23 protein-coding genes and 1 tRNA gene are annotated in these 24,968 nt (G+C 66.5%); 14 read left to right on the top strand and 10 right to left on the bottom strand.

The window, feature by feature from the left end:
• Positions 1–119 precede the first annotated feature (119 nt).
• The gene (locus CRO01_RS15240) at positions 120–1,004 is read right to left on the bottom strand and encodes a complex I NDUFA9 subunit family protein (protein ID WP_097010030.1); all 885 of its coding nucleotides are present in this window, start codon (positions 1,002–1,004) and stop codon (positions 120–122) included.
• Positions 1,005–1,189: 185 nt separating this feature from the next.
• On the opposite strand from CRO01_RS15240, the gene tmk reads away from it, so the two are divergent.
• Both tmk and CRO01_RS15230 read left to right on the top strand, forming a co-directional pair.
• Positions 1,190–1,789, top strand: a complete 600-nt coding sequence (gene tmk / locus CRO01_RS15235; protein WP_097010029.1) for a dTMP kinase — start codon at positions 1,190–1,192, stop codon at positions 1,787–1,789.
• A gap of 132 nt (positions 1,790–1,921) precedes the next feature.
• On the top strand, positions 1,922–3,235 hold the full coding sequence (locus CRO01_RS15230; RefSeq protein WP_097010028.1) for a hypothetical protein: 1,314 nt from the start codon (positions 1,922–1,924) through the stop codon (positions 3,233–3,235).
• Positions 3,236–3,253: 18 nt separating this feature from the next.
• Here CRO01_RS15230 and CRO01_RS16745 read toward each other — a convergent pair whose 3' ends face one another.
• Positions 3,254–3,415, bottom strand: a complete 162-nt coding sequence (locus CRO01_RS16745) for a hypothetical protein (RefSeq protein WP_179747508.1) — start codon at positions 3,413–3,415, stop codon at positions 3,254–3,256.
• A gap of 168 nt (positions 3,416–3,583) precedes the next feature.
• Here CRO01_RS16745 and CRO01_RS15225 point away from each other — a divergent pair, with 168 nt between their 5' ends.
• Positions 3,584–4,852 (top strand): tRNA(Ile)(2)-agmatinylcytidine synthase, encoded by a 1,269-nt coding sequence (locus CRO01_RS15225; RefSeq protein WP_097010027.1) that lies wholly within the window; start codon positions 3,584–3,586, stop codon positions 4,850–4,852.
• 198 nt (positions 4,853–5,050) lie between these two features.
• Here the strand turns inward: CRO01_RS15225 and CRO01_RS15220 are convergent, their stop codons facing one another.
• From CRO01_RS15220 to CRO01_RS15210, 3 genes are all read right to left on the bottom strand, one after another.
• Positions 5,051–5,776 (bottom strand): phosphatase PAP2 family protein, encoded by a 726-nt coding sequence (locus CRO01_RS15220; protein ID WP_097010026.1) that lies wholly within the window; start codon positions 5,774–5,776, stop codon positions 5,051–5,053.
• Positions 5,777–5,849: 73 nt separating this feature from the next.
• A complete protein-coding gene (locus tag CRO01_RS15215) occupies positions 5,850–6,998 on the bottom strand; it encodes a pyridoxal-phosphate dependent enzyme (RefSeq protein WP_097010025.1) in 1,149 nt (382 codons plus the stop codon).
• Complete coding sequence (locus tag CRO01_RS15210; RefSeq protein WP_097010024.1) at positions 6,998–7,954, bottom strand: succinylglutamate desuccinylase/aspartoacylase family protein; 957 nt, start codon at positions 7,952–7,954, stop codon at positions 6,998–7,000. Before CRO01_RS15210 ends, CRO01_RS15215 begins: the two co-directional genes overlap by 1 nt.
• A 127-nt stretch (positions 7,955–8,081) precedes the next feature.
• Between CRO01_RS15210 and CRO01_RS15205 the strand changes: the two genes are divergently transcribed.
• The 4 genes from CRO01_RS15205 to CRO01_RS15190 all read left to right on the top strand — a co-directional run bounded on the left by CRO01_RS15205 (position 8,082) and on the right by CRO01_RS15190 (position 12,402).
• Entirely contained in the window at positions 8,082–9,470 is a 1,389-nt protein-coding gene (locus tag CRO01_RS15205; RefSeq protein ID WP_097010023.1) for an MFS transporter, read from the top strand.
• Between the two features lie 74 nt (positions 9,471–9,544).
• Complete coding sequence (locus tag CRO01_RS15200) at positions 9,545–9,817, top strand: DUF7536 family protein (protein ID WP_097010022.1); 273 nt, start codon at positions 9,545–9,547, stop codon at positions 9,815–9,817.
• A gap of 201 nt (positions 9,818–10,018) precedes the next feature.
• Positions 10,019–11,158: a citrate synthase gene (gene citZ, locus CRO01_RS15195; RefSeq protein WP_097010021.1), complete on the top strand. Its 1,140-nt coding sequence runs from the start codon at positions 10,019–10,021 to the stop codon at positions 11,156–11,158.
• Positions 11,159–11,322: 164 nt separating this feature from the next.
• Positions 11,323–12,402: a hypothetical protein gene (locus tag CRO01_RS15190; protein WP_097010020.1), complete on the top strand. Its 1,080-nt coding sequence runs from the start codon at positions 11,323–11,325 to the stop codon at positions 12,400–12,402.
• A gap of 6 nt (positions 12,403–12,408) precedes the next feature.
• Here the strand turns inward: CRO01_RS15190 and CRO01_RS15185 are convergent, their stop codons facing one another.
• Positions 12,409–13,914 (bottom strand): stage II sporulation protein M, encoded by a 1,506-nt coding sequence (locus CRO01_RS15185; protein ID WP_097010019.1) that lies wholly within the window; start codon positions 13,912–13,914, stop codon positions 12,409–12,411.
• Between the two features lie 373 nt (positions 13,915–14,287).
• Between CRO01_RS15185 and ilvA the strand changes: the two genes are divergently transcribed.
• Entirely contained in the window at positions 14,288–15,499 is a 1,212-nt protein-coding gene (ilvA, locus tag CRO01_RS15180) for a threonine ammonia-lyase (RefSeq protein ID WP_097010018.1), read from the top strand.
• Between the two features lie 10 nt (positions 15,500–15,509).
• Here ilvA and CRO01_RS15175 read toward each other — a convergent pair whose 3' ends face one another.
• On the bottom strand, positions 15,510–15,713 hold the full coding sequence (locus CRO01_RS15175; protein WP_097010017.1) for a hypothetical protein: 204 nt from the start codon (positions 15,711–15,713) through the stop codon (positions 15,510–15,512).
• Between the two features lie 107 nt (positions 15,714–15,820).
• Here CRO01_RS15175 and CRO01_RS15170 point away from each other — a divergent pair, with 107 nt between their 5' ends.
• The 3 genes from CRO01_RS15170 to CRO01_RS15160 all read left to right on the top strand — a co-directional run bounded on the left by CRO01_RS15170 (position 15,821) and on the right by CRO01_RS15160 (position 16,510).
• Positions 15,821–16,201, top strand: coding sequence for a Rid family detoxifying hydrolase (locus tag CRO01_RS15170; protein WP_097010016.1), 381 nt, complete (start codon positions 15,821–15,823; stop codon positions 16,199–16,201).
• Entirely contained in the window at positions 16,198–16,401 is a 204-nt protein-coding gene (locus tag CRO01_RS15165) for a hypothetical protein (protein WP_097010015.1), read from the top strand. The genes CRO01_RS15170 and CRO01_RS15165 overlap by 4 nt, the downstream gene beginning before the upstream one ends.
• A 27-nt stretch (positions 16,402–16,428) precedes the next feature.
• Positions 16,429–16,510: transfer RNA gene (locus tag CRO01_RS15160), tRNA-Ser, on the top strand.
• A gap of 234 nt (positions 16,511–16,744) precedes the next feature.
• Here the strand turns inward: CRO01_RS15160 and CRO01_RS15155 are convergent.
• Together CRO01_RS15155 and CRO01_RS15150 are read right to left on the bottom strand one after the other, a co-directional pair.
• Entirely contained in the window at positions 16,745–18,049 is a 1,305-nt protein-coding gene (locus CRO01_RS15155; RefSeq protein WP_097010014.1) for a dicarboxylate/amino acid:cation symporter, read from the bottom strand.
• A 265-nt stretch (positions 18,050–18,314) separates the two neighbouring features.
• The gene (locus tag CRO01_RS15150) at positions 18,315–20,123 is read right to left on the bottom strand and encodes a sensor histidine kinase (protein ID WP_097010013.1); all 1,809 of its coding nucleotides are present in this window, start codon (positions 20,121–20,123) and stop codon (positions 18,315–18,317) included.
• Between the two features lie 389 nt (positions 20,124–20,512).
• On the opposite strand from CRO01_RS15150, the gene thsB reads away from it, so the two are divergent.
• Positions 20,513–22,171 carry a thermosome subunit beta gene (thsB, locus tag CRO01_RS15145; protein ID WP_097010076.1) on the top strand — a complete coding sequence of 553 codons (1,659 nt, stop codon included), beginning with the start codon at positions 20,513–20,515 and terminating at the stop codon, positions 22,169–22,171.
• Between the two features lie 341 nt (positions 22,172–22,512).
• A complete protein-coding gene (locus tag CRO01_RS15140) occupies positions 22,513–23,499 on the top strand; it encodes a hypothetical protein (protein WP_143824972.1) in 987 nt (328 codons plus the stop codon).
• 62 nt (positions 23,500–23,561) lie between these two features.
• Here CRO01_RS15140 and lrp read toward each other — a convergent pair whose 3' ends face one another.
• The gene (gene lrp / locus CRO01_RS15135) at positions 23,562–24,020 is read right to left on the bottom strand and encodes an HTH-type transcriptional regulator Lrp (RefSeq protein ID WP_097010011.1); all 459 of its coding nucleotides are present in this window, start codon (positions 24,018–24,020) and stop codon (positions 23,562–23,564) included.
• Positions 24,021–24,147: 127 nt separating this feature from the next.
• On the opposite strand from lrp, the gene CRO01_RS15130 reads away from it, so the two are divergent.
• Positions 24,148–24,968 (top strand): glutamine synthetase family protein (locus CRO01_RS15130; RefSeq protein WP_143824971.1); only part of this gene is annotated, 821 nt, incomplete at its 3' end.

The following is a 24,968-nucleotide window of genomic DNA, read 5'->3' as shown; positions in this document are numbered from 1 at the left end:
GTGCCATATAAAACAAGACGCCGCTCCGGTTTTAAATACGGCGGCCGCCTTCGCCGGGGCGCCCCGACCGTCGACGCTCGCACGCGCCCGCCAATGCGCTGCTCGAAGTCAGTCGCGGCTCACGCCAATCCGAGGTACTCGCTGAGAGTGGTGAGGTCCGACGGATCGACGCCGAAGGCCGTCGCGTCGTTCTCGACGACCGTGTTGTCCATCCGGAGCGAGCGCGCCTGATCGGGCCCCATCGGAATGAACGGTAGCGGTCCGGCGGCCGTCAGGCCCACCGAAGCCAGCGCCATCGGAATCGGGAGGATGCGTAGAGACTTTCCCTCAGCCTCGTAGGCGAGTTTCGCCACGTCCGCGAGCGTCAGCACGTCGGGCCCGCCGATCTCGTAGGTCTCGCCGGCGCGGTCGTCGTCGCCCACGCAGTCGGCGAGCATCGGCACGAGGTCGCCGACCCAGATCGGCTGGAACCGCGTCTTGCCGCCGCCGGGGAGACCGGTGACGTAGGGCGTCGTCAACTGCTTGGTGAAGGGGACGAACTCGCCGCCGTCGCCGAAGACGACCGACGGGCGGACGATCACCCAGTCCAGCGCTGCGTCGCGGACGACCTGCTCGGCCTGTCCCTTCGCGCGTAGGTACGCGGTGGCACCCTCGGCATCGGCGTCGAGCGCGCTCATCTGGACCAAGCGATCGACACCGTGCTCTTCGGCGGCGTCGACGACGTTCTCGGTGCCGCCGAGGTGGATTTTCTCGTGGCTTGCGCCGCCGGACGGCTGGAACAGCGGCGACAGCGCGACGAGGTTGACGGCGACATCTTGTCCCTCGAAAGCGCCCTCGATGGAGTCGTAGGCGGTCACGTCGCCCGAGACCGTCTCGACGCCGTCGGGAAACTCGGCGTCGCCGGGATTGCGTGCGAGCGCCGTCACGTCGTGGCCGCGGTCGTGTAGTTCGACACAGAGGTTCTGACCGATAAAGCCCGTTCCACCGACGACGAGAACGTTCATAGTTCAGAGGTATGTTCGCACGAGCATAAAGGTGAGCGAGGCGGACGTATCGTAGAGTGTCGTCACAGGCAGGCGGCGAGCGCCCCGTCTGCCGGCCCAGACCGGCAGTCGGCCAGAGAGTTCTGAACTCCTCGTGCCGACCGCTCTCCGACAGACAGTTGATCCGGGGGGCAAAATCGGGAGGCATGCTGCTCACGCTCGAAGGGATCGACGGCAGTGGAAAGACGACCGTCTGGGAGGCGCTACAGGACGTGTACCCCGACGCCGTCTTCACCCGCGAGCCGACGAACACGTGGTACGGCGAGGCGGTCCAACGCTCGATCGACGACGACGACGCCGACTCGCTGGCCGAGCTCTTCTTGTATACGGCCGACCACGCCGCCCATCTCGCCGAGACGATTCGACCGGCACTCGACCGGGGCGAGTTGGTGATCTCGGATCGCTACTCCGACTCCCGGTACGCCTATCAGGGCGCCACGCTGGAGGGAACGGTCCCGAGTCCGATGGAGTACGTGCGGGGAATCCACGAGCCCTTCACGCGGCCGCCGGACTACACGATCTATCTCGACATCGACGCCGAGACGGCCGCCCGCCGAAGCGGGAAGACCAACAAGTTCGAACGGGACTCGTATCTCGCTCGCGTGCGCCAGAACTACGAACACCTGATCGAGTCCGATCCCGGTCGGTTCGTCCGGGTCGACGCCACCCGATCGCCGGAGGTCGTTCTCGAACGGGTCGAGGACATCGTCGCCGAGATTCTGTCCGACGAGGGCGTCGAGCCGTAGCGGCGCGACTCGATCCACGAGCGGAGATAATTCCCGAACTATCACGACGTACATTGATACGCCCAGAATCTTCGATAAACAATATATACGAAAGTTTTACTTTTTGTTTGAGTTGAATATATCGCCAATAGAATGGACTCGACCGACGGCGACACCCCGGAGGGCGGATCGAACGGACACGCGAGCAACGACGAGGAACTACCGAGCGAGGTGCCGTCCGACTCAGTGCTGTTCGACGGCGACGAGGACGACGAGCAGACCACCACTGATGCGGACGCCGACAGCGGGCGGTCGATCGGCCGCCGAACCGTGCTGGGCGGTCTCGGCGTCGCCGGGGTCGGAGTGGCGGGGATTGCGGTGGGCAGCGGTGTCCTGTCGTCGGGCGACGATTCGGACGACACAGACGGCCCGGAGACGACGGCGCCGTCGTCCGGCCCCACCGACGAGACAGCCGACGAGACAGAGCCGTCCGTGAGCTTCGACAACCAGCCCGTCGAGAACGATACGGTGGAGGCAACGGTCACGACGCCCGGCGAGTACACGCTGCTGGTGACCTACGGTGACGACGGCGACCGGGTCGTCGCGGGCACCGCCGATGCGAACGACCTCGACGCCGAGCCAGTCACGGTCGAGATTGCAGACGCCGGCGCCGTTCCCGGCGCCCACACCGCCCACCTCGTCGACGCCGACAGCGGAGACTACGAGGCCGGCGAGACGCTCTCGCCGGTTGCGATCGACGGCGTCGTCGACGCCGACACCGCCTTCGTGTCCGGACAGGGCGACGAGGCCGAGACCGGCGTGACCTTCGAGGACCAAGCACTCTACCGCGGGGCGGTGAGTCTCGAACTTACGACGCCGGACGACCACTTCGTGCTCGTGACCTACCCGCGCGGGGACGAACAGATCGTCGCCGGCGCCGACGACACCAGCAACCTCGACGGCTCGACGCGGACCGTCGACGTGGTCGACCAGAGCGGCGTCCCCGGCGAGCACACGGCCCACGTGCTGGCCAACGACGACGGCAGCCAGTTCTACGTCCCGGGCGATCGGCTCTCAGAGCAGACGGCTGACGTGGTGACGGCCTCGGAGACGGCGACCGTCTCCGAGCCCGACGCCGAGCGGTCGGTCGACGTTACCTTCGCGGACCAGTCGGCCGGCAACGGATCGGTGACGCTGACGGCGACTGCACCCGACGCACACTTCGTGCTCGTGACCTACCGGAGCGGCGACGACCGGATCGTCGCCGGCGCCGGCGACGTGAGCGGGTTCGACGGCGAACAACTCACTGTCGAGTTGGGTGACGCTCGCGGCGTCTCGGGGCTGCACACCGCCTACATCATCGCAGAGGAAGACGGGAGCCAGTTCTACGAGGCCGGCGACGCCGTCTCGGAGGCGACCGTCGGTAGCGTCAAAGTCGCGGCGACGGCATCGCTCTCGGACGAATAGACCGGACCCGAGCGACGCTCAGGAGGGGTGCTGGTGTCGAAGCCGCTGGGCGATCTGCCCGGGCACCGGCGTCCCGCAGTCCTTGCACTTCCACGTCGAGGTCACGGTGCCTGGTTCCTTGTGGAGGTCCTGCCGATAGCGCAGCGTCGCGCCGCAGGGGCAGCGGTACGTCGTCGCCATACCCGAAGTGTGGCGTCGCAGCGGCAAAAACGGCGTCCCGACGCCGAAGTTGCGGCAGGCGGAGGGGCGGCGCCGAAGTTGCGGTGGCCAGAGCCGCGACGCCGACCGCCAGCCCGTGCCGCGCCGAAGGCGCAACACTGGTTAGTCCGACCCGCCTACGGGACGCCGATGACGGTCATCGGGCTCGACGACACCGACTCCCGTGAACGCGGGATGTGTACCACCTACGCCGCCAGTCGCGTCGCCCGACGGGTCGAGGCCGCCGGCGGCACTGTCGAGCGCGTTCTGCTCGTGCGTCTGAACCCCGCCGTCGAGCACAAGACCAGAGGCAACGCCGCGCTGGCGGTCCATACGGACATCGAGCCCGATCGCGGCTTCGAGATCGCCCGCGAACTGATCGCCGACAGCGCCGAAGTCGACGACCCCCGGACGAACCCCGGGCTGGTCGTCGCCGATCACGACCCCGAGAGCGCACCCGACGCCGTCGCTCGGTTCGCCCGCGAAGCGGTCCGAGATCACCACGAGATCGACGACGCCGAAGCGCTGATCGACCGAGAGGGCTACGAGAGCGCGGGCTGGAAGAACGCCCGCGGAAAGATCGGCGCGCTGGCGGCCGTCGGCGCGTGGGCGGCCTTCGAGGAGTGGACCTACGAGCACGTCAGCTACCGCGAGGCCGACCGCCGCGGGACGCCCCGCGAGATCGACTTCGACTCGGTGTTCGACGCGGCCGACGAGCAGTACCCCGCGGCGTGGGACACCGTCGACCGCGTCGAGGGACAAGCGGTCTGTGTCCCCAGCGCGCCGGGGCCGATCCTCCACGGCATCCGGGGCGACGACGCCGACGCGGTGCGCGCAGTCGCTGAGGACATCGAGAGCGAGCCGATCGAGTCCACACAGCTGTTCGTCACCAATCAGGGTACCGACGCCCACCTGCGCGACGCTGATCTCGGAGCGGTTCGTGAGGGCCGATCCTACCGGGTCGATGGCACGGTCGTCGATACGCCCGAGACGCGCGAGGGGGGCCACGTCTTTCTCACGATTGCCGAGGGCGACGCCCGTCGCCAGTGTGCGGCCTTCGAACCGACCAAGCGCTTCCGCGACCGGGTGCGTGCGCTCCGAGTCGGCGACCGGATCACCGCCTGTGGCGAGATCGGCGACGAGACGCTCAAGCTAGAGAAGTTCGCCGTCAGAGAACTGGACGACACCGAACTCGTGACGCCGAACTGCCCCGAGTGTAGCCGGTCGATGAAAAGCGCCGGCGCCGATCAGGGGTATCGGTGTCGAGACTGCAAGACGAGCAAACCGAGTAAGATCGAGCAGACGATCGAGCGCGACCTCGAAGTTGGCTGGTACGAAGTGCCGCCCTGTGCGCGGCGTCACGTGGCCAAACCGCTCGTTCGGGGCGGATTCGACGCGCCGACGCATCCCGAGTGGTGAGGCATCCGCGCCGCACCGCGGCGCGGTTCGCCGCGAGCGCTCTGCGCTCGCGGCCGTTTTGTCCCAGCTTTTGCGAGGAGCGGTTGCCGAGCCACGAGAGGCAACCCGACGAAGGAAAAGATGGTGGCAAAGCCGCTCGTTCGGGGCGGCTTCGACGCGCCGATCCATCCCGAGCGCTGAAGCGTTCTTCGCGGTGAGTTACGACGCCAGCGACGCCGCGGCGTCGCGCCGCCGCAGTCCGAGCCGCCAGCCGAGGCCGGCGAGGCCGACGCCGAGCAGCGCGACGGTCTCGAAGCCGACGCCGCTGGCGACGACCGCGAGCGCCCCGAGGCCGGCGGCGATGCCGAAGGCTGCTGTCGCTGGGTGTTCGACTCGGTCGAGAAGCTCCCACGTCGAGCTGACGTAGACGATACCGAGGGCGGCCCCCGCGACGACATCGACGAGGAAGTGGACGCCGAGGACGACCCGAGAGAGGCAGACGATCGTCACGAGCGTCGCGGCGACGCCGTAGCGTCGGCGTCGCGACAAAATCGAGAGTCGCTGGGCGAGCAGCCCGTAGAACGTCGTCGAGAGGACGGCGTGACCGCTGGGGAAGCCGTAGCCGCTCGCGGTGCCGGTGGCGGCGTACAACGCTTCGAGAGCACCGGGATACTGCTCGGGCTGGGCTAGCCGGGTCGGCGGTCGCGGAAGCGCAAACGTGTACTTGAGCGCGTAGACCAGCGCCAACGCGCCGAGGGCTAGGCCGGCGACGACGGCGACCGACTCGCGGTCGATGATATCGTCGTCAGCGTACCAGTACAGAACCGCGAGCACGACGCTGACGAACCACACGTCGGCAAGCTGCGTCGCCAGCGCGACGAAAATCGCTAGCTGGTCCGGGACGGTAGACTGGACAGCCTCGAACGCGCCGATGCCTCGACTCATTGGTCGACCGTTTGAGATGGGGATACAAAGGCGTCGTGGCTGCCGCCGGGATGTGCGGCGGCCTGTTCGAGCGTCACAGCGTCTTCATCCCGCTGCCGGTCAGCGGCACGACAACGTCGTCGCCGGGCGCGAGCACGTCGCGGCGCCGATACTCGCGCAGCGCCGCGGTAGCGACCGCGCTGGTCGGCTCGACGTAAAAGCCCGCGCGGTGGAGTCGATCGAGTTCGCCCTCGACGGCGTCGCCCGAGATGGCGATGGCGTCGCCGCCGGCGTCCGCGATGGCGTCGAACAGCTGGGCCTCGCGGACGGGTTCGGCGATCTGAATCCCGTCGGCGATCTCGTTGGTCGGCGCATCCTCGGCCGAGTCGAGCGCCGTCGTCAGCCGGTTGCCCGGCTCGTCGTCGGCGTCGTCGGCGTGGAGTTCGGCCGCGATCGGAGCGTACCCCGCGGCCTGCCCGGCGAGCAGTCTGGGAATCCGATCGACGTAGCCGGCCTCACGAAGCGCCCGGAAGCCCCGATACGCGCCCAAAAACAGCGTTCCGTGACCGAGTGGAAGCACAACGGCGTCAGGGGCCGTCCAGTCGCGCTGGGCCGCGACCTCGTAGGCGAACGTCGCCGTCCCGGCGTAGAACGCCGGGTTCCACGCGTGGCTGGCGTACCACACCCCCTCGTCGTCGGCCGCCTCGCGGCAGGCCGCGGCGACGGCTTCGCGGTCGCCCTCGATGCGAACGGGACGGGCACCAGCGCGCTGAATCGCAACCAGTTTGGACTGTTTGACGTCGTCGGGAACGTACACGTCGGCCTCGATACCGGCGCGGGCGGCGTAGGTTGCGATGGCGGCGCCGGCGTTGCCCGAGGAGTCTTCGACGACCTTCTCGACGCCCAGCGCGGCGGCCCGCGAGAGCGTCGTCGTCGCGCCGCGATCCTTGAAACTACCCGTGGGAAAGAGATACTCCAGTTTGAACTGGGCGTCCCAGTCGTCGGCGTCGACCAGCGGCGTGCGACCCTCCCCGAGCGTCACCAGCGGGGACTCGGGAATGAACTCCTGAAACGACCACAGCCCGGAGCCCCGTTCCAGCGCGCTCGGCGCCGGCGGTGATTCCCGATCCGGAAGCGAACGCTCGACGTAGTCGAGTGGGTGGCCACACTCACAGCGCCACGGTTCGCCAGCGGCGGCCGCGTACGTGCGTCCGCATTCGCGACAGCGCAGATCCGCGACCATCAGTAACTGTCGACGTTAGTGCCGACAGAGCAGACGTACTCCCCAGTTGCGACCTGCGGAAGCCGGCGCGTGCGCCAGAACACGCCGTTGCTATCGGCGGTCACGTCGGCTTTCTCGGTGCCGAAGGCGTCCGTGACGACAAAGAGCGTGTCACCCGGCGAGACGCGCTCGCCCAACTCGACCTGAAAGTCGACGAGGCCGCCAGCGGGCGAGCCGTACTGCTCGAAGCCGGCGGCCCGGGTCTGTGGCTCGATCTCGGCGCTCCCGTCGAGGAAGCCGTACTCGCGCAGGACGTTGAAGACGCCTTCGACGCCTTTCCGGATGCTCTCGTGGTCCCAGCCGACGGCGCCGCCGAGTTCGGGGTCGATCGTCGGAACGCCCTCGTCGGGCGCGGCGCGAGCCAGTTGTCCGTCGGGACCTTTCTGGTCGAGGATGTACCCGCAGCCGAACGTCTTGGCGAGTTCGAGACACTCGCGGTGACGCCGATGGCGCGAGCCACAGCGGACCCGCGTCTCGTCGATCATCCGGCTGGTCGACCCCTGATGGAGGTCGATCACCAGATCGGCGGAGATCGCGGCGTCGAACGTCGCCTTGGCGATGCGCTCGCTCGACGTGCCGTTCTCGTCGCCCGGGTACGCCCGGTTCATCTTCGTGTCGTCGATCGGGTTGCGGTGCTCTGCGACCTGGAAGGCGTGGTAGTTGACGATCCCGACGATCAGAATTTCGCCGGCCAGCTCCGAGGGGTCGATCTGTGGCACCACCTGCCGAACGACGCCGACGCCGTTGAGTTCGTCGCCGTCGCTGGCCGCCTGCATGTAGAGGCGCTTGCCCTCGTCGGCGCCGTTGATCACGGCGACCGGCAACCCGACCGGGCTGCCGTCCCGGCTCTCGCCGACCTGCAGCCGCCCGGTGTCCATCTCACCGGGGGCCGCACTGGCCGTTCCCAGCGTTGTCATACCCCAACAGGACGGGCCCACGCTCTTTAGCGGTTCGGTCTCCGGGGCGGACCGCGATGGCTCGGCGTCACGGCGGCCTCGCTGGGAGCCGAACCTATTTCGTGGTTCCGTTCGCACGTCCGGGCACATGGCGACCGAACCGGCAGACGGCAACGAGCCGGACGCGTTCGACCCGTTTCGGCAGTTCTTCGCGCTCGAACGCGACGTTCTCGTGCTCTCGCTGGCGATGTTCGCGTTCTCGCTCGGCTTCCAGATGACCAGCCGATTTCTCCCGGAGTACCTCGTCGCGCTGGGCGGGAGCGGCGTCGTCGTCGGCGCCTACAGCACGGTCGGCAACGTCATCTCGGCGGCCTACCCCTACCCCGGCGGGGCGGTCTCGGACCGGATCGGCTCGCGGTACGCGCTGACGCTGTTCGGCCTGCTCTCGACCGTCGGCTTCGCGCTGTGGCTCGTCGCACCCCAACTCGGCGCGATTTCGCTGTTCGGCGCGACGATCCCGGCGTGGGTGTGGATCTTCGTCGGACTCTTTCTCGCGCAGGCGTGGAAGTCGTTCGGGCTGGGCGCGACCTTCGCCGTCGTCAAGCAGGCGACCGCGCCCTCGAAGCTCGCGGCGGGCTTTGCCAGCACCGAGACGTTCCGCCGGACGGCGTTTCTGGTCGGACCGGTGCTCGCGGCAGCGCTGATCGGACTCCATCCCGACTTCACCGTGAGCTTCCAGTACGTGCTCGCCGTCGGCGTCGCCTTCGGCATCCTCGGCACGCTGGCCCAGCATTTCCTCTACGAAGCCGAGGAAGACTCGATCGGCGACACGTTCGAGGGCGTCGATCAGATCCGCGAGGATCTCCGAGCGATGCCGTCCCAACTTCGGCCCCTGCTGATCGCCGACACGCTCGTCCGCTTTGCCAACGGGATGGTCTACGCCTTCTTCATTCTCGTGGTGACGCAGTTTCTGGCCGTCGGCGTCTCGACGACGCTCGCCACGCCGTTCGGGTCGTGGGCGATCGACCTCTCGCCGGCGTCCTTCTTTGGCTACCTGCTGGGCGTCGAGATGGCCGTCGCGCTGCTGGTGATGCTTCCCGCCGCCAAGCTCGCAGAGCGCGTCGGCCTCAAGCCCGTCGTCGCCACCGGGTTTCTGGTCTACGCCGTCTTCCCCGTGCTGCTGATCGTCGCGCCCGCCAGCCCCGCGGCGCTGATCGCGCTGTTTGCGTTCTCGGGCCTGCGCTTTGCCGGCCTCCCCTCGCACAAGGCGCTGATCGTCGGCCCGGCCGAGCAGGGCACCGGCGGCCGCGTCACCGGCTCGTACTATCTGGTCCGGAACGTCGTCGTCATCCCCAGCGGGCTGCTCGGCGGCATCCTCTGGGAGGGGCTGGCGAACCCGCTGACCGGCGCGACGCTGTTCGAGGGCAGCCCGACCGTCGCCTTCGGCGTCGCAACGGTCGTGGGACTGGTCGGCACCGCCTACTTCGTGCTGTTCGGCGAGGAGTTCGGCCCCTACGCCCACGGCAACGACGCCTGAGCCGCGGCGTCACGCCGCGCCTTCGGACGGCCGGTTTCGACGCCGCTTTGTAACGTCGCTCCGTATCGCCGAGCGTGTCACAGGACCGTCAGGGCGAGGACGACCGCGACCAGCTCGTCGCGTTCGCCCGCGAACTCGAAGTCGGCCGAAACGCCAAGTGGTCGATGGTGCTCGGCTTTGCCTTCGCTACGCTGCTGTACGTCGTGTTCGTCGTGATACCCGCCGAGACGACCCAGTCACCGGTGCTGTATCTCGGGCTGGCGTTCGTCGTGTTTTTCGCCACGTCGCTGTCGCTGACGATCGCGTTTACCGGCGTCACGGCGTGGCGACGCGCCCGGGAGCTGTGACGGTCGGCAGTCTTGGGAGGCCGGTGACGGCGATCCGGTTTGCCACCCCGCGCCGGCCCGGCAACCCGACAGCTCTCCCTCGACATGTCGACAGAAATCGAAACCCCCGGCCGGATAATCTGGACGCTTGTTCGGGAGTTCACCGGAAAGCGGCGGGCCGAACGGCAATGTTTTTCCCTTACGGTATGAAAGCGTAAGCGTATGTCCGACGAGGTCAAGAAAGGGCTCGAAGGCGTCCTCGTCGCGGAATCTGGACTCAGCCACATCGACGGCGACGTCGGGCGGCTGATCTACCGCGGCTACGCCATCGACGATCTGGCACGCGACGCGAGCTACGAGGAAGTGCTGTATCTGCTCTGGCACGGGGAGCTTCCCACCGCCGACGAACTCGACGAGTTCCGGGCGGCGATGGTGAGCGAACGCTCCGTCGACGACGCCGTACTCGACACCGTCCGCGACCTCGCCGCCGCCGACGAGGACCCGATGGCGGCGCTCCGAACGACCGTCTCCCAGCTCTCGGCGTACGATCCCGAGGGGAGCGGCCACGACGACGGCGACCACGAGGCAATCCTCCGGAAGGGCCGCCGGATCACCGCCAAGATCCCGACGATTCTCGCGGCGTTCTCGCGCATCCGCGACGGCGACGAGCCGATCGAGCCGCGCGAGGATCTGACCCACGCCGAGAACTTCCTCTACATGCTCAACGGCGAGGAGCCCGACGACGTGCTCGCCGAGACGTTCGACATGGCGCTCGTGCTCCACGCCGACCACGGTCTCAACGCCTCGACGTTCTCGGCGATGGTCACCGCGAGCACGCTCGCTGATGTCCACAGCGCGGTGACGAGCGCGATCGGTACGCTCAGCGGCGGCCTCCACGGCGGCGCCAACCAGAACGTCATGCGGATGCTCGAGGAGGTCGACGACGCCGAGCGCGACCCCGTCGACTGGGTCGACCACGCGCTCGACGAGGGTCGTCGCGTCCCCGGGTTCGGCCACCGCGTCTACAACGTCAAAGACCCGCGCGCCGTGATCCTCGGCGAGAAGTCGGAAGCGCTCGGCGAAGCCGCCGGCGACATCAAGTGGTACGAGATGAGCGTCCAGATCGAGGAGTACATGGACGAGAACAAGGGGATCGCTCCGAACGTCGACTTCTACTCGGCCTCGACGTACTACCAGCTCGGCATCCCGATCGACCTCTATACGCCCATCTTCGCCATGAGCCGCGTCGGCGGCTGGGTCGGCCACGTCAGCGAGTACCTCGAGGACAATCGCCTGATCCGACCGCGTGCGCGCTACGTCGGCGACGAGGACCAAGAGTTCGTCCCGGTCGACGAACGATAGACGCCGCGACCAACTGGAGGGGGTTTTTGACCGTTCTTTTGCAGCCAGAAGCCGGCGAGCGGCATCGCTGACGCGCAGACCGCGTACCGCTGCAACTTGCGGCGTCCGGGTTGGCGCCACCCGGTTCTTATTGTCGCATCTGTGGTGCGTTCGACTACGGATCGATGACCGACGAACGAGTGGCGGGCTATCGCGGTAGGCGATTGGCGACACTGCTACTGCTGGCGTTGGCCGTCGGGAGCTTCCTGTTTGCAGTCCAGTTGTTGAGCGCCAGCGTCAGGTCGCTCGTACCGACGATCCGGCCGCTACTGAACGATCTGGTGATCGGCATCGCGCCGGCACTCGGGGCGAGTTGGCTGCTGGCGTACGTGCTGTTGAACGGCTCGGTCGTCGCGGCCATCGCGCTGTCGCTGTTCGAGGCCGAGCTGATCCAGAGCGGCCAGCTGTTCGTACTCATCGCGGGCTCGCGGCTCGGGGCGGCCGGAATCGTCATGCTGATCGGGGCGGCCGATTTCCTCAACGAGCGGGAGGGGACGCTCCAAGATTCGATCCGGCTGGGTCTACTGACCTTCGTCGTCACGCACACGATCTACGTCCCCGCGACGGTGCTTGGCTTCGTCGTGCTGGCGCGCTTCCAGCTCGACGTGCTCGACGCCGAGGCGATTCCCGACACGCATCCGGGCGCCGCCGCACCGTTCGACGCCGTGACGACGGCCATTGTCGACGAGCTTGGTGCAGCCATCGCAGTGGTCGTCGCGCTCGTGCTATTCATCGAGAGCCTTCGACTGCTCGATCAGGTGTTCACAGCGATCAGCACCGACCAGCTCCGTGACGGCCTCTCGACGACGCTGCAGTACCGCTGGCTATCGTTCGTGCTCGGGGTCGTCATCACCGCCGTGACCACCAGCGTCGCCTTCTCGCTCGGCGTGCTCGTCCCGCTGTACAACCGCGGCTACATCAAGCGCAAGGAGATGCTCCCGTTCGTGATGGGCGCGAGCGTCGGGACGCTGACCGACACGCTGCTGGTCGCGCTCGTACTCGACGCCCCCGTCGGGACGCTGATCGTCCTGTTGCTGACCGGCAGCGCGCTCGTCACGGCGCTTGCGTTCTCGCTGGTGTACGAGACCTACTACGCGTTCGTCGAGGAGATTCAGCTGCGCCTGCTGACGAGCGAGCGCACGTTCGTCGCGTTTCTCGTGCTCATCGTCGTCGTCCCGATCGGCCTGCTTGCCGTCCCGGTGTGAGAACGGTCAGAGTCCCAGCAGGTCAGCGTAGTAGGGGCTGACGAACGCCTCGATGGCGGCGGCAACCAGAAAGACCAGCGCGAGGCCGATCAGGATGCGGTAGGCGCGGCCGACGGCCGCCGCGAGGTCGGCTCGATCAGCACCACCAGTCGCCGCGCGGACGCCGACGCCGCCGAGGTGCAACCCGAGCGCGCCGGCGACGATCAGGCCGGGAATCTCGACGACGCCGTGGGGCGCGACGAACGTCAGGAGCGCGATCGGGTCGACTTCGATCCGGGCGATCGCACCCAGCGAGATGCCGTTGAACAGCAGCGAGGCGAGCGTCGGGATGCCGCCCAGAAAGCCGCCGTAGGCCTGCGCGACGCCGACCTGCCAGTTGTTGGCCGCGAGATTCGCCATCGCGGTCGGCGGAAACCAACCGGCCAACCGCGCTGCGATCGACGCTTCGAGCACGCCGTCGACGCCGGCGGCGGCGCGCCAGCCGAGCGCCCCGCCGAGCGCGAAGACGGCGCCGCTGGCGGCCTGCAACAGCGGCCGGGACGAGACAAAACGGCCGAGTGCAGCGGCGCCGGCCCGCAGTTCGGCGTCCAGCCGCGACGCCGCGGTGCCGGCGGCTGCCGGCGGGGCCGGAAGCTCGCCGTCGGCGTGGCCGACGTACAGCGCCGTCTTGACGAAGGTGAGCAGCGGGAAGGCGACGGCGAGCCCGACCAGTGAGCCGACCGCGGACATGCCGACCGCCGACAGCATCGTCGTCACCACGCCCAGTGCGATCAGCGTGACGACCGACAGGATCAGAAAGATGATCGCGTCGACCGGATTCGTTCGGAGGTATCCGAGGCTGTGACGGACGCCGGCGAGAGCGCCGACGCCGTCGACGACGACCGCCTGGCGAGCGAACAGAAAGGCGAGCCTGACTGTGAGGACGGCGAGGGGGACCGCTGGCACGAGCACGATCGCAAGCAGCGTTCCGGCGGGCCCGGTGGCGGCGGCCGCGACGATGCCAGCCAGCAACAGTCCGACGACGGCGAGCATGGCGATCGCTTGCAGCACCAACAGCGCCACGAACGAGACGGCGTCGCGGAGGATGCCGTCGACGCCCGCCCGGATCGGCTCGCGTCCGTCGAGCACCGCGTGGACGGCGTGGACCTGTCCCGCAGCGGCCGTCGCGGTGACGGCCAGCGTGACGACGACCGACAGCACCACCGTCGCTCCGACGACGGCAATCAGCGTCGGCGTCACGGCGGCTTCAAACGCCGTGACGAGCGCGTCGGTCGAATCAGGAAACGTCGTCGGGTCGTCGATCTGGAGCGGGCCGAGCGCTCGTAGTTCGGTCAGAATTGGGGCGAGCGTCCCTTGGGCCGAGAGCGTGAAATACGTCGCTGTGACGCCGATCAGCCAGATCGTCTGGGTGACGGCGGCTGTCGACGTGCCGAGCAGGTAGTATGGAAGCACGCCGGACGGACGTGACCGATAGCCACGAACGGCGATGCCGACAGCGTCGTCGATGCGCATGGTTGTACCTCTCCCTGCCGACACTTCAGCGTTGATACGAATCGAGTCCGAAACGGTGGGCTGGGTGGCGTCGAGTCGCCGGATTTGTGGTTCGATATCACGCAGCGAACTACGCTCGGCTGACGCACGTCTGACGCCAGTTTCACCCAGCTCCCGTACTGCGATTATACTTTCACTCCGCGTGGCGGGGGTTTATTACTCTGCAGCCGACTGATTCAGTTGCACGTCACACGCACCGTGCATCCCCATCCTCCATCCCCTTTCAGTGCTCCAGCGACAGCGCCGTCGCATTTCTAGGTATCTCCCACTCCGACCCGTTGGTAGCCGGCAGGCGAGGGCAGGATAGTTAACCCGGCCGGCCCTACGCGGTGGCATGCTCGAGGCCGACGACATCGCCGAGGCTCGCGAACGAGTCCGCGAAACCTCGCGATGGACGCCGCTGGAGTACTCCCACACGTTCTCGGATATGACCGGGGCGGAGGTCCACCTGAAATTAGAGACGTTCCAGCGCACCGGCGCGTTCAAGATCCGTGGCGCGACCAACCGCATCGCAACGCTCTCGCCCGAAGATCGTGCGGCCGGCGTCGTGACCGCAAGCGCCGGCAACCACGCCCAAGGCGTCGCGCTGGCGGCGTCCCGCGCGGGCGTCGACAGCGTCGTCGTGATGCCCGAGGACGCGCCGATCTCGAAAGTGAAAGCGACCCGGAACTACGGCGCCGAGGTGGAGTTACACGGCGTCGACTACAGCGAAGCCGCCGAGCGAGCCCACGAGATCGAGCGCGAGGAGGGCCGCACCTACCTCCACGCGTTCGACGACGAGGCGGTGATGGCCGGGCAGGGGACGATCGGATCCGAGATCGTCGACGACCTCCCCGAGGTCGACACCGTGGTCGTCCCGATCGGCGGGGGCGGTCTCATCTCCGGCATCGCCACCGCGATCAAGGGCTTCGATCCCGGCGTGCGCGTGATCGGCGTCCAAGCCGAGGGTGCCGCCAGCGCCGCCCAGTCGCTGGCGAAAGGCGAGATCTACGAGCGGGAGTCGGTCGACACGATCGCCGACGGCATCGCCACGCGCCGGGTCGGCGACCACACCTTCGACGTGATCGAAGAGCGCGTCGACGAGATCGTCACTGTTTCGGATTCGGATATCGCCGTCGCCGTGATCTACCTGTTAGAGCGCTCGAAGACGCTCGTCGAGGGCGCCGGCGCCGTCCCGCTGGCGGCCATGCTCGCCGAGCAGTTCGACTACGAGGACGACGAAGTGATCGTTCCGGTGCTCTCGGGCGGCAACATCGACCTGAACACGCTGACCACGGTGATCATGCGCGGGCTGGTCGAGACGGGCCGGTACGTCAAGCTCCGGACCGTGCTGAAGGACCGCCCGGGCGCGTTGGAGGACCTGATCGACGTGATCGCCGAACACAAGGTGAACATCTACGCCATCCAGCACGATCGGACCTCGCGCGACATCGGCATGAACGCCGCCGAGGTCGAACTCGATCTGGAGACGCGGAGCCACGAGCACGTCGCGGAACTCGTCGCGGGGATGCGCGATCGCGGATACGAAGTAGAGCTTCTGGCCTGAGGCGGCGACGCTACGACCGCGAGGGCACGATCGCGTACCACACCGAAACCGCCGCCAAGACGAGGACGCCGGCGCCCACCAGTTGGACCAGCACGCCGCGGGACAAGCCGAGGGCGAACAGCACGTAGGGAAGCACCAACAACACGATGATGACGTTGAGTCGCCTGATGACTCGGGGGTCGGCACGGGTCGACGGCACGTCGGCGTCGCTCATATCACCCCCGACAGCGGGCGGTGACAAGTGTTTTTGGGACGACATCTGTGGCGGACGCCACGCTTCCACGTCGAAGTTTTAAGCCGCGCCGCGATTACCTCCCGAGCATGAAACGCGTCATCAACACGACCGACGCACCGCGGGCCGTCGGCGCCTACAGCCAAGCGACGACGAACGGCGATCTGGTCTTCACCGCGGGCCAGATTCCCCTGACTCCGGAAGGCGAACTCCTCGACGACGAGCCGATCGCTGTCCAGACCCGGCAGTCGCTCGATAACATCGTCGCCATTCTCGACGAGGAGGGGCTGAGCCCCGACGACGTGCTGAAGGTGACGGTGTATCTCGACGACATCGAGGAGTTCGAGGAGATGAACGAGACCTACAGCAACTACTTCGAGACCGATCCGCCGGCCCGCAGCGCCGTCGAGGTCGGCGCGCTCCCCAAAGGCGTCGGCGTCGAGATCGAAGCCGTCGCCGCCCAGCCGTGAGACCGAGGGTCAAAGCCAGCCTGCTGTGGGGCGTGATCGGCGCGCTCTCCTTTCTCGTGCTCCATCAGGCGTATCTGCTCCTCGACGGCGAGTTCACGTCCGTTGGCGCCGTCGCCGGCGTGACGCTGCTGGTCGGCGTCGCCGCCGCGGGCACGTCGTATCTGGCCGAGGGCTGGCTGGATCGGAAAGAAAGGGTTTAAACTACAGACCCGTCTACTGCCGTACGAGCCAGGATGGCCGAACGGCAAGGCGCACGCCTGGAAAGCGTGTTCCCTTTCGGGATTCAGGGTTCAAATCCCTGTCCTGGCGTTTCTCTCGACGACATTCCCGCGAGGCGTTCCATCGCCGAGCGACGCACGTCGTCGAGGAACGACTAATGAAGGGATTTGAATCACGGCAGACGCAGCGCCGAGCACCGCGAGGCGACCGTCTGGCATCGGGTTCAAATCCCTGTCCTGGCGTTTCTTCCGCGAACTAATCGGCGAGCACCCCGTGTGCTCGCCACTCGTAAGTCGAGCGTGAAACGGTCGCTCCGGAACGCTCTCAGTCGTCGCCGGGCGCGACTTCGGCAACGCCCGCTGAGTCACGCGACCAGACGCCGCCGTCGAGGTCGACCGCGTCGTTCCACTTGCCGACGACCGTGGCGACAGCCAGATCGCCGGTAACGTTGTTCATCGTGGCGATGCGGCCGAGGATCGGGTCGACGCCGGCGACGAAGCCGACCAGAGCCAGCGGGAGTCCGACCTGATTGAGGATGACGGTGAGCATGACGAGGCCGGCACCGGGGACGCCCGCGGTTCCGATGCTGATGAGGACAGCGACGACCAGCACGAGCACCTGCTCGGCGAGCGCCAGCGGCTGGCCGACGACGTTGGCGGCGAACACGACGGTGATCGCCTGCCGAATGGCGGCGCCGTCCATGTTCGCGGTGGCGCCGACGGGCAGCGCAAAGGAGTAGACCCGCTCTTTGATGCGGAGGTCGTCCTCGGCGTTGGTCATCGTCACCGGGAGCGTCCCGGTCGACGAGCGCGTGGCAAACGCCGTCACCATGGCGTCTTTCGCGCCCGCCAGAAACGCGACCGGCGACACGTCGGCGACCACGCTCATGAGGACGAACAGGTACGTGAACGCGATGTGAACGACGACGGCGATGCCGATTGCGAGCACGAGCGCGCCCAGCGAGGAGAAGACGCCGACGCCCTCGGTTCCGATCCCGACGGCCATCAGCGCGAAGACGCCGACCACGCCGTACTCGAGGACGCCGCGGACGACGACGAACATCGCCTCGGCGCCGACCTCGAACGCCTCGAACACCGAGTCGACGCTGTCGGCGTACTCCTCTTTCTGGGCCCGGACGTAGGTCAGCGCGATGCCGAAGACGATCACGAAAAAGACCGTCGCAAGCAGGTTGCCCTCCGCCATCGCCGCCGCCGGGTTGCTCGGGACGATACCGAGCACGACCTCGGTGAGCGAGGGCGGCGCTTGGGACTGCGCCTCGCCGCCGGTGAACTCGACGCCGCGGCCGGGTTGGAGAATGTTTGCGACGGCCAGTCCGATCAGCCCCGCGACGGTCGTCGTGACGGCGTACAGCCCGACCGTCGCGCCGCCGATCCGACCGAGTCGCGCCGGGGAGAGCTGGCGAATCCCGGTCAGTAGCGTGAACACGATGATCGGGACGATCAGCATGTTGAGAAGCCGTAAGAACAGGTCGCCGAATGGGCGGACGACAGTCATGCGCTCGCCGAACGCGACCCCGGCAACCGAGCCGAGAACGAACGCGAGCGCGATGCGATAGATCAGCGGTACGGATCGATACCGTCCCCAGAGGGAGCGAAACAGTTGGCGCATACGCACACGCTGTTTTTGGATACTCAAACTATCACCCCTCCCGTCCATATTTGTAGTGGGCTGTGACGCCGATCTGCAACGGGATCAAAAACGACGCGGCGCCGAAGGAGCGGACAGTGGCGCCAGCAGCGGCCGAGTCTTGTACGACGATAGTCTGAGCAGGCCGAAAGGTGAAGACACAGCTATCGGCCGATGCTGCCGGTTCATACGCCGGAGAGCCCCAAGACGGCGGGATGCTGTCGATCGACACGTCAAAGCGGTCAGGTCAAGCGGGGCCGGGTTGGTCGGCGGCGGAGCGCGGATCGACAGTACAGCCAGTCACGTCGAACCGGGCGCCGCCGGACTCGCTCTCGGACGCCGAGATCTCCCAGCCGTGCGCGCCGGCGATGGCGTCGACGATCGCCAGCCCGAAGCCGGTGCCGTCGTCGTCGGTGGTGAAGCCGCGCTCGAACACGTCCGCGCGGTGGTCGTCGGGGATTCCGGGACCGTCGTCTGCAACGTAAAAGCCAGACTTGTCCCCGATTCGGCCGACGCGAACCGTCACGTCGGCGCCGCCGTGGTCCACGGCGTTACGGAACAGGTTCTCGAGCATGCGTTGGAGCCGTTCTTCGTTGGCGACGACGGCGATGTCGTCGTCGACGGTCAGCGTCGCGTCGGCAGCGTCGACGTAGTCCCAGCCCGCCTGTGCGGCGGCGTCGAGGTCGACCGCCGCGAGATCGGCGTCGTCGAGGCGCTGGCCCGACCGGGCAAAGGAGAGCGATTCATCAATGATCGTTCGCATACGCTCTAAACTATCTTCGACCATCTCTGCCTCGCGGTGGTCGGACTTGCGCGAGAGCAGTTCGAGCGAACTCTCGGCGACGGTCAGGGGATTCCGGAGGTCGTGAGAAACCGTGCTGGCGAACTGCTCCATGTGCTCGCTCTGGCGCTCGAGTTCGCGTCGCTGCTCGCGGCGGGTCGTCTCGTCGCGGAAGACCAGCAGCGATCCTGTCCGGTCGCCGTGCTGGGACAGCCGTGAAACGTCGAGTAGGAAGTGACGGCGCTCGCCGTCGACCGTCGCGGTGAGTTCCGTCGTCGTACGGCCGTCCGTGCCATCCCGGCCGCCACCAGCACCGAACGCGCTCTCGGCGTCGCCGTCGAGAGCGTCAGTCGGAGGGAGCGAAGCCGAAGATGTTGCAGCCCCGCCGTCGGCGGCCGTCGAGGGAACAACGTCGAGCGCCGAGTCGTCGAAGGGCAGGGCTTCGCTGGCGGCAGTGCCAACCGGATCGTCAACGACGAGCAGGTCGGCTCCGGCGGGGTTGTAGTCGGTGACGAAGCCATCCTCGTTCACGACCACGACGGCGTCGCGGATCGCGGTCATGACCGTCTCGCTCTCGACGGGGTAGATGTCGAACAGGCGATGTCGGTACAGCGCCCACGCGGTGACGACGCTGCCGAGTCCCAGCCCCAGCGGCGTGAGATTCACGTCGTCGATCGGGATCGATCCGACGGCGGAGCCGACGCTCGACGCGAGCACGATCGAACCCGCGGCGATCAGCACCGCCGGCTGGGTCCGGTGGGCGTCCCGGGCGTCGACGATGACCTGTAACAGCAAGACGATGCCGCCCAGCACCAGCCACGTCGTGACGAACATGTGAGCGACGTACACCGGGCCGACCGTCGCTACTGCTGGCCCCGTCTGAGACGCGGCATCGAGATCCCAGACGAGCTGGTGGCTCCCGTTGGTCAGCGTCAGTACAGCGACGGCCGTCGCCTCGGCGAACAGGAGCGCCGCGATCGGCCGGAAGTAGTCTGCATAGAGGTTCGTGTACCGAAGCGTGAACAGAAACCAGAGCGCGGGGACGAACGCGATCACCGACCAGCGGACAGTCTGCCAGAGCAGCCACTGCGAGGCGGCGTCGCCCGAGAGGGCTGCTGCCGTGTCGACGAACGTCCAGATGGCGACGACGAACAGCAGGCCGATGAACGTTCGCGCCCCGCGGTGGTCGCGCCGGCGCCAGATCCACGACGCCACGCCGAGCGAGACGACCCCGGAGAGCGCGTAGAGGGCGGCGGCGAGTTCGGAGGATGCCATCGAGTCTGCAGTACATTTTCCGGCGGTTCGTATCAGTCTTTGGGCGGATCTGTTCCGTTCGTGGAGTATGAACTCCGGCGCAGTGCTGGAGAAACAACGCCGAAGACGTGCGGTCCAGCCGATTTCGTCGCGGCGTCGAGACGCCGTAGTGATCCCGCGACCAAGACGAGGACGACTGCTGCGACAGGAGCTACATAAACGTTGGCACTAGTGCGGTGGCGTCGAGACGCCGAACGACAGCGTCGAGTGGGCCTAAGTGCGTCGAACCACCCGAAAGAGGCCGTGCGATGGCGATTGAGTGCAATTAGTGACTGACCGACCGACCGGAGCTTATTCGACATATTTATATAGAATCGCAATCAATCAGTCGACCGACTATGAGCCAGCGAATGCAGCAGGGACAGCCGATGATCGTAATGAGCGAGGACTCCCAGCGCGTCAAGGACCGCGACGCGCAGGATTACAACATCGACGCCGCTCGCGCGGTCGCCGAGTCCGTCCGCTCGACGCTCGGCCCCAAGGGGATGGACAAGATGCTCGTCGACTCGATGGGCGACGTGACCATCACCAACGACGGCGTCACCATCCTCCAGGAGATGGACATCGACAACCCGACGGCCGAGATGATCATCGAGGTCGCCGAAACGCAGGAAGACGAGGCTGGCGACGGGACAACGACGGCGGTCGCCACCGCCGGCGAACTCCTCAAGAACGCCGAGGACCTCCTCGAACAGGACATCCACCCGACGGCGATCATCAAAGGCTTCCACCTCGCCAGCGAGCAGGCCCGCAAGGAAGTCGACGACATCGCCGAGGATGTCGACGCCTCCGACGAGGAACTGCTGCGCTCGGTCGCCGAAACGTCGATGACCGGCAAGGGCGCCGAGCTCAACAAAGAGCACCTCAGCCAGCTCATCGTGGACGCCGTCCGGCAGGTCACCGTCGAGAACGAGGTCGACGAGAGCGTCGTCGATCTGGAGTTCCTCAACATCGAGACCCAGACGGGCCGCTCGGCCGGCGAGTCCGAACTGCTCGAAGGCGCCGTCATCGACAAGGACCCCGTCCACGACAACATGCCCAGCGACGCCGAGGACGCCGACGTGCTCCTGCTGGACTCGGCCGTCGAGGTCGAGGAGACCGACGTGGACACCGAGGTCAACGTCACCGACCCGAGCCAGCTCCAGCAGTTCCTCGACCGCGAGGAAGACCAGCTCAAGGAGAAGGTCCAGCAGATCGTCGACACGGGCGCAGACGTCGTGTTCTGCCAGAAGGGCATCGACGACCTCGCCCAGCACTATCTCGCAAAGGAAGGCATCCTCGCGGTCCGTCGCGCGAAGAAGTCCGACATCGAGTTCCTCAAGGAAGTCGTCGGCGCCAACGTCGTTTCGGACCTTTCGAGCGCCAGTGCCGACGACCTCGGCCACGGCGACGTGACGCGTGACGACGCCGACGACCTGTTCTACGTCACCGGCGACGACAGCCACGGCGCGACGCTGCTGCTGCGCGGCTCGACCGACCACGTCGTCGACGAGCTCGAACGCGGCGTCAACGACGCGCTCGACGTCGTCGCACAGACCGTCTCGGACGGCCGCGTGGTCGCCGGCGGCGGCGCCATCGAGGTCGAGGTCGCACGACGCCTGCGCGACTTCGCCGACGGCGTCTCCGGCCGCGAGCAGCTGGCCGTCGAGGCCTACGCCGACTCGCTGGAGCTCGTCCCCCGCGTGCTGGCCGGCAACGCCGGGCTGGACTCGATCGACACGCTGGTCGACCTGCGCGCTGCCCACGAGGACGGCGAGCAGCGCGCCGGCCTGAACGTGTTCTCCAGCGAGGTCGAGGACACGCTCGACGCTGGCGTCGTCGAACCGGCCCACGCCAAGGAGCAGGCGCTGTCGTCTGCTACCGAGGCCGCGAACCTCGTGCTCAAGATCGACGACATCATCTCCGCCGGCGAACTGTCGACCGACAAGGGCGACGACGAGGCCGGCGGCCCCGGCGGCGCGCCCGGCGGCATGGGCGGTATGGGCGGCGGCATGGGCGGCATGATGTAAGATCGGCGAATAGCGTCTCGCTGCAGCCCACAGAGCAGCTAGCTGGAATCGGACGATCCTCTAGAACTGTCGTCCCTTTTTATTGACGCTCCTGTTTAGTTCGGTTGCCAACATCACGGCAAGTGAGTCGAGAATCGGTAGAGTCGACTCCCCCATATACATCAATATAGAAACAAAATTAAGTTCGGAAGAGACAATCCGGAACAATGGTCGCAGAGATATATCTTGTCTGTGCTACTTTCGTGGGGTGCGCCGCGTTTGCAGCCGGTCGATTACTGAGTCGGCGACTTCCGTCGAATAGCAGGACGAATCGCTCCGACGACCTGATACTCAACGCAGCGTTGCTGATTATCGAGGCGTTCGTCGCGGGGGCGATAACGTACACGTACTACGCGACCGATGTCGACCAGTCAATGGCCGAAATCGGCGCCAACTACGGTCTCACTGACCCGTTACTCGTACTGTTCAGCAACGCGCCGTTGGCTCTCGGACTCCTCGTAACGGGAATCGCACTGTCCACCGGAGCGTGGCCGGCGGTCAGAGATATTCACGGGTACGAAGCGTCCGCACGGCCCGTCGTAGTGGGGCTGATGATCGTGGGAGTCGTCGTTTTGGTACTCGTTGCTGCCACATACAGCGTCGTCACTGCGAGTGATGCGATCTCGACGACGACTGCTGCCGTACTCGGCGTCCCCGTGCTATTGGTAGTGGGCTACCCACTGATCCCTCGACTCCGGACGCGGGGGTGGGAACTGCGTTCGCCGACCGACGCGGAACGCGATGTCGTCGAAGCGGCCCGCGAACGAGCCGGCGTTGCGGTCGACGAGATAGCGATCGCGGGGGCCGACCAACACCGCGGAGCCGTCTGGATACTCGGCGTCGTCGGACGATCGCGGCTGATCGTCGAAGAGTCGTTCCTCGAAGGTGCGACGCGCGAGGATCTGGCCGTGGCAATCGCGGAAGCCGATGGCCGATATCGTCACCGGATTTTCGGTCGAATGTGGGCAGTGGTTAGCCTCGCCATCTGGTACGTTACTATCGGCGTACTGGAACCGTGGGGGGCGACTCAAACCGAGCTGGTTTATTTTGGCGTAGTCGTCTTCACGGCCATCTTCGGGCTGATGTGGTCAGTCCGAAAGCGGATGTTCGAGATCGACGACCGAGTCTGCGACCAGTTCCCCGACGAGGACGTGGCCGACACGTACGACCGACAGCCGGAGATTCACTTCGTAGCCGGGACGGAGTTCACGCCGCTCCGGTATCTGCTGCTTCTCCCGTCGATCGAGCACCGCGTCGATCGACTCCGAGGAAACAGCGACGACGCGTGAGCTTCGGGTAAAAGAATTGACTGACAGCTGCTTCGAGGACTGTCGATCCGCAAGCAGTTCTCTTACTCCTCGAGATCGAGTTCGAACTGCTCGTTCTCGCTGGTCGCGTTGAGCACGACGCTGGTGTTAGACTCCTTGATATCGGGGTCGGTCAGCAGCGTCTTGATCTGAGCGTTCATCCCGTCTGTGTCCTCGAACTTGCCGATGGCAATGATGTCGTAGCCGCCGGTGACCTCGTAGACGCTGGTCATCTGCTTTTGCTGGTCGAGTCGGTCCGTGATGTCGGGCAGGGCGTTGCCCTCGACCTTGAGCTGGATCACCGCGGTCACGTCGAAGTCCAGTTCGTTGTAGTTGATCTTGGGGGTGTAGCCCTCGATGACGCCGTCGTCTTCGAGATCGCTGAGGTGATTCGACACCGTCGTCACCGACACGTCGAGTTCCTCGGCGAGGCTCCGCAGGCTCGCGCGACCGTCGTCCAACAGCGCATTCACCAATTTTGCGTCGAGATTTTCGTACGTCATTATACCACCCCACTCACTCCAGCCATTAGAATTTAACGAATATCCAATTTCGTGGCGAGACCGGTAGATTTGCGCAGAACAGTAGCCCTTTAGTACCGGGCATCCACGGCTACACTGACAACACTCCATGACAAGTGGAAGCCTGAGTTCCGCAGAGCAGGAGGTACTCGACCAGATCGACGAGAAAGACATCGACTTCCTTCGCCTGCAGTTCACCGACATTCTCGGCACGGTCAAGAACGTCTCCGTGCCGGCCCGACAGGCCGAGAAGGCGTTCACCGAAGGGATCTACTTCGACGGCTCCTCGATCGAGGGCTTCGTCCGCATCCAGGAATCCGACATGCGTCTGGTTCCGGACCCCTCGACGTTTGCCGTCCTGCCGTGGCGCGACACCGACGACGGCCGCGCGGCGCGCCTGATCTGTGACGTGATCGACACCAAGACGGGCGAGCCCTTTAGCGGCGACCCGCGCTCGGTGCTCCAGAGCGTCCTCGAAGAGGCCAAGGAGATGGGCTATACGGTCAACGCCGGCCCCGAGCCCGAGTTCTTCGTCTTCGACAAGGACGAGAACGGCCGCGCGACGACCGAAACCCACGACGCCGGCGGCTACTTCGACCTCGCGCCCAAGGACCTCGCCAGCGACCTGCGCCGCGAGATCATCTACAACCTCGAATCCATGGATTTCGAGGTCGAAGCGTCCCACCACGAGGTCGCCGAGGGGCAACACGAGATCGCGTTCAAGTACGACGACGGGCTCTCGACGGCCGACAACATCGCTACGTTCCGTTCGGTCGTCCGCGCGACCGCCGAAGCCAACGACGTGCACGCGACGTTCATGCCCAAGCCGATCGCCCACATCAACGGCTCGGGGATGCACACCCACCTCTCGCTGTTCACGACCGACGGCGAGAACGCCTTCCACGACGAGGACGACGAATTCAACCTCTC

Origin of the sequence: Natronoarchaeum philippinense, from assembly GCF_900215575.1 — an archaeon.
In the GTDB taxonomy this organism is placed as follows: domain Archaea; phylum Halobacteriota; class Halobacteria; order Halobacteriales; family Natronoarchaeaceae; genus Natronoarchaeum; species Natronoarchaeum philippinense.
Note: the sequence above shows the minus strand (reverse complement) of the source record. Positions and strands in the feature narration are given on the sequence as shown.